Below are 4,981 nucleotides of genomic sequence, written 5' to 3' on the forward strand. Positions count from 1 at the left end.
ATGCCGGAGGCCAACGCCATCGCGCGAAGCGCGATGACCGCATGGCGGCACGCAGCGCCGCCCCGACCCGAATCAGATGCTATGCGCGCGGCCCGCCGCGCGCGCCGCAGCCACCAAATCAATCAGCTCAAAACGTCTCAGCCGGCAGAGCCGGCGAGGCATCGGCCAGACATCATCAAATTATTTTGATGGCCGTTTTTGCGCCTGGGTGCGCCTCGGCTTGCCGGGGTTCGACAAGGCAGGATCTCCCAATTCTCAGGCGGTTGACGCGCGGCAACCGCCCAATAATCCTCGGGATCAGGCGCGCTCATGTCACCACTCAAGAGATGGAAAACGACCATGATCTCTCAGCCACCCGATCGCATAATCCGGCTCAATACGGTCCTCGACCGGACCGGGCTCAGCCGGGCGACACTCTATCGCAAGGTCCAGGCCGGAACCTTTCCCAAGCAGGTCCGTATCGCCACGCGCTGCATGGGATGGCGAGAATCCGCCATCAACGACTGGATGCGCAATCCCATGTTCTGGACGGTCGAGGATGCCGACAAGCGGCAAAACACGCCGTCATTATAAGGTCATCGATGCCCATCACATCAAGCCTGTCGCTCCCCTCCCCCTTGGAGCGGCACCTCCCTGAACTATGGTCCTGCCGGGAGATTTTTTCCGGCCGGATTACTTTTATCAGTTTGGGACGGGTTTCAGTGGGGCTGCTAACGGCAAGGGATGGGACTTTTCGGAAGGGCGGCTTTCGAGAACTTGCCCTAGAAATGCGGCCATTCACAGGATTGCAGAAGGCTTCCGTCGGAGGGCAGCAACGCGCCCATCCAAGTCGTTCGACCGCAAAATTACGATACTTGGAAGCAGACTGTCAGATTATGACTGGGTCTGGGACAAAGCCGTCATTCCGGCCCGGTTCGCCCAGTGTCGGCTTCCGACATAAGCCGACATTCGCGCGTCCGGTGACCTTGGCTCGGTGCGCTAGCACTGGAAGGGCGTTGTGCATCACGCTCTTCGTCAACTGAGCGACTAAGCCTTCTCGATGGCGGCGCTCGGCACATTCTTCCTTGGCTGGCTGTTCGCGCCGCTGCTACCTGCGGGCGAGATCGCGTCTTACATCGCCGGGCTGAACCGCGGCGGCTCCTTCGAGTCCATCCCGGACCGATCGCCGCCTCCCGTCGCGCGGCGCCGTCAGCCGTTAAAGGACTGGCTCAGAGCGGCGCGGACGAGCATGATGGGCCATGACCACGAACTCATTTCACGGCGATCGCCCGATTGAAGGCCCCGAGCAGGACCGCTTCTGCTTCGGTCCGCTTGCCGACCGCATCGCCGAAGCGCTGACGACGCAGGCCGCTGGGAAGGGGTTCGTCCTCGGCGTCGAAGGGAAGTGGGGATCGGGCAAATCCAGCCTGCTCGCGCTGGTCGTCGCCAAGCTGAGAGGAATGGACCAGAGCAAGGTCGCCGTCGTCGAGTTCCGGCCCTGGCTCGTCGGCGACCGGGACCAGCTCCTCGCCAGCCTGTTCGAGGACCTCGTGAAGGCGATCGCCGGCCTCGAGCATGCCGGCGGTGACGCGACAGGCACGTCGATGATCACGGCCAAGGAGGTCTCGGAGAAGGCCCGCAGGTTCGCCGGCCACCTCGGTCCGGTCGGGAAGCTCGCGGGGCTGGCCGGTCTCGCCATCCCCGGCGCGGCCATCATCGGGACGGTGCTCGAAGGGTTGGCCGCGGCCGCGAAGGACGCCTCGGAGGGCCCGACGCTCGCTGCGCAGAAGGACGACCTGTCGGCCGCGCTCGTCAAGCTCGACTGCCGCATCGTGGTCACGATCGACGACGTCGACCGGCTCGAGCCGCGCGAGGTGGGCGAGCTCCTGAGACTGGTCCGTTCCGTCGCCGACTTCCCGAACGTGTCCTACCTCCTCTGCTACGACGCGACGATACTGAAGCATGCGGTCGAGAAGGCCACCGGCGTCGGCGACGGGAGCGCGTATCTCGAGAAGATCGTGCAGACCGAGATCGGCGTCCCGCTGCCGGAATCCTTCGCCTTGAGGCGTTGGTTCACCGCCGAACTCAAGGCTTTCGCCGAATGCGACCCCCGCCGGGTGCCCGATCTGCTGCACGTCATCGACGAGACCGGCGGAAGGGGCTTCGACACCGCGAGAAGCGTCGTGCGCGTGCTCGACAGCCTTCGCGCATACTGGCCCAGCATCAACGGGAGGGTCGACCTAGTGGACCTCGTGTGGCTGCGGATCATTGCCGTCACCGAACCCGCCCTATACCGCTGGATCGAGGAGTATCTCACCGCCTACGCCGCGCTGGCGGCGGGCCGCGTCCACATCTCCGAGGCGGAGCGGAACGCCTTGGCCAAGCGCATGGACGACGCCCTGGCCGCCGAAGGGCTGGACTGGAAGCGGATGCAGTTCGAACTCGAACGACACCTCCCCGGCCTCAACTTCCACAACTTCAACCAAGGCAAGGAGGAGCGCCTGTTCTCGAAGGCGCAGCGCGGCGCGCACGCGCAGGACTTCGAGCGCGCGCGACTGGCGAGTCCGAGCCACTCTCGCCTCTACTTCACGCTGACGGAGCCCGCCGACAGCGTCACCGACACGGACGTCGCCGAGCTCCTCGAGGCGGCCAACGGCGGAATGAACGATGTGGCGGCGCTCTTCCTGCGGCTCAGCGAGAAACGCGGAGACGCCGGCGCCACGAAGACCGAAAGGCTGCTCGACCAGCTAGCCAGCTTCGACGAGGAGATCGTCCAGGGATGGCCGGTCGAGGTGCTCACGCTGGGTCTAGTGAACGTCGCCGATGAACTCGCCAAGGACGAGGCCGGCGACGACTGGGGCTATCCAAGGATATGGCACCTCGCCGGGGCGCTGCTCAAGCGCCTGTCGCGAGTGCTTCCCGAGCAACAGTGGAAGGACTTGGTCGAACGCCTTTTCACGGAAGGCCAGTCGCTCGGGTTCATCAGCCACCTGCTCCGCAACGAGACCTTCTCCCATGGCTTCTACGGGGACCGGCCCGACGCCTCCGACGCGATTACCGACCGCGCGACGTTCGACGCGGTCAGGTCGATCATGGTCCGGCGCTACGCCGCTGGCGGCCTCGACCGGATACTCGCCGAGCGCAACGCGATCACGATTCTCTACGCCTGGTCCCAGGCCGGTGGACGCGACGAGGTCGTCAAGGCGGTGGCAGAGCGAACGGCTGAGGACGGAGCGTTCGTCGAGTTCATGCTGAAGGTTTGCTCGACGTCGGTCAGCTCATCCTGCGCCAACCTGTCCCTCTCGCTCGAAGCGATACACAACTTCTTCGACAGTCCGCCGGAGGTGGTGGATCGTCTGCTGGCGCTCGAGAAGAGAGAGCCACCGGAACCCGGCGCCGGGTTGGTCACCGCGGCAATATCGCGCAGCACGGGGTTCAATGGCCTGAGCATCCACGACGCCGCCAAGCGCTGGAGGGACCGGCAGGTGGCTGCCGACCCAGCCGAAGCGACCGCGGCGACGGAACACGGGTGAAATTCCCCGATTGCTGCCGCCCTCCCACATCCGGACTCCCCTCTGGCGCCAGATGGCGCTTGCCGCCCGACGCTGGTAACGCACCGAGATGATGTGCAATGACGGCGTCGGCTTCGACGGCCGCTGCTGCTGCTACATCGGCGGTCTGCACGACCGCGATTTCAAGCTGGCCGTCTACCGACAGAGGCGGGTGGCTAGGCGTCGCCGGTCGACTCCCCAGGGTCGGGATCCGACCTTGCCGGTAGCAGCAGCGCTCTCTAGTTGACCATAATCTCTGGAGACCACTCGCGCTCAAATTCGCGAAGCGCCGCGATGGCCGGATCCGCCTCGACCGCTTGACCGATCAAGCGCCTCGCTCCATCCGGGTCGCCCCCAGAGCGGAAGCGCTCGGCCAGGGCGAGGATCGCCGCCGCTTCCAGGATCCTGGGTGCGTGGAGGCCGCTCTTCCGCATACGCTCCTCGAAATACCGATCGAGCTTGAATGCTCCTCCAGCGGCCAGTCGACCTCGCCCATGTATGTGCCGACGATCACCGCCTCGGGCCCGGGAGCGAACGCCTCCGCGGCGTATCTTTCGAGGAACTCCTGGGCGCCCGGCGACCGTTGCTCGGCCGCGAAGAGCCGGTTGGTGAGGATGTGGAACAGCAGCATGGAGGGGCGTGTCGCCGTGGGTGCCTGGGGTAGCAGTCGTTCGACGTCGGCGAGCACCGGCCTCATGTCGCCGAGCTCGACCTTTTCTCCGATCAGCAGGCTGTGCGCGAGCGAAAGCATGCCTTCCAAGCGCATCCTCACCTCGGCGGGTTTGGCAAGCGGGCGCCACACCCAATATTGCGGGGCGAACTCGACCGAGATCACGCAAGATTGCTCGAGTGTGTAGTCGTAGGTCTCTGTCTCGACCTTTTGCCCGGTCGCGACGAAGTGCTCGATGACCCTGCGCGTCAGACGGTAGAGGCCTTGGAACGTCAACACTGGTCGCCGATCGACCGTGGTGCTCTCCCAGTGGCCATGCGGATGCGATATCGAGGTTGGTAGCGCGCTGAGCCGGTGGACGTAGGATGAGCGCAGGTTGTAGGCCTGCCTCAGCGCCTGCTCCAGCTCGTAGCGCGCGACGGGCCTCCCGCCCGCCACGCCCTCCTTTCGGAAGTAGCTGTCGTCGGCGTGGGATAGCATGAAGGCGCGATTGCGGCGTGCGATTGCCGCGTGCTCGTGGCGCAGCAACACTTCCCGCACCGAATCCGCCACGTGCTGGTCGGTACCGTCGAGCGCCCTGTCCAGCGCGTGTCGCTTCCTGTCCTCGATGTCAGGCCAGGTCGGCTCGAACCCGTCGAAGTCCTGCGCGAGCGATTCCGTTGAGGAGATTGATCTGCCCCCCGCTGAGTGGCCCAGAGACTATGATAGTCTGGACCGCGAAAGGGACATTGAATGCCGAGCAAGAAGCACAAGCCGGAAGAGATCATCGGCAAGCTGCGTG

General features: G+C 65.0%; 5 protein-coding genes. 4 read left to right on the forward strand and 1 reads right to left on the reverse strand.

From position 1 onward, the window contains the following. The 4 genes from A0U87_RS26535 to A0U87_RS25260 all read left to right on the forward strand — a co-directional run. Nucleotides 1–189, forward strand: a 189-nt coding sequence (locus tag A0U87_RS26535) for a hypothetical protein (RefSeq protein WP_206366631.1), incomplete at its 5' end; no start/stop codon positions are given. A gap of 150 nt (nt 190–339) precedes the next feature. After that, nucleotides 340–573 (forward strand): AlpA family phage regulatory protein, encoded by a 234-nt coding sequence (locus A0U87_RS25250; RefSeq protein WP_136186955.1) that lies wholly within the window; start codon nt 340–342, stop codon nt 571–573. Between the two features lie 466 nt (nt 574–1,039). After that, entirely contained in the window at nt 1,040–1,276 is a 237-nt protein-coding gene (locus A0U87_RS25255) for a hypothetical protein (protein ID WP_137406112.1), read from the forward strand. Next, on the forward strand, nt 1,239–3,512 hold the full coding sequence (locus tag A0U87_RS25260) for a P-loop NTPase fold protein (protein WP_137406113.1): 2,274 nt from the start codon (nt 1,239–1,241) through the stop codon (nt 3,510–3,512). The genes A0U87_RS25255 and A0U87_RS25260 overlap by 38 nt, the downstream gene beginning before the upstream one ends. A 343-nt stretch (nt 3,513–3,855) precedes the next feature. On the opposite strand, the gene A0U87_RS25265 is transcribed toward A0U87_RS25260, so the two are convergent. Next, nucleotides 3,856–4,752: a hypothetical protein gene (locus tag A0U87_RS25265; RefSeq protein ID WP_206366632.1), complete on the reverse strand. Its 897-nt coding sequence runs from the start codon at nt 4,750–4,752 to the stop codon at nt 3,856–3,858. Between the last annotated feature and the right edge of the window lie 229 nt (nt 4,753–4,981).

Source organism: Sphingobium sp. MP9-4 (assembly GCF_005281675.1).
Lineage (GTDB): Bacteria > Pseudomonadota > Alphaproteobacteria > Sphingomonadales > Sphingomonadaceae > Sphingobium > Sphingobium yanoikuyae.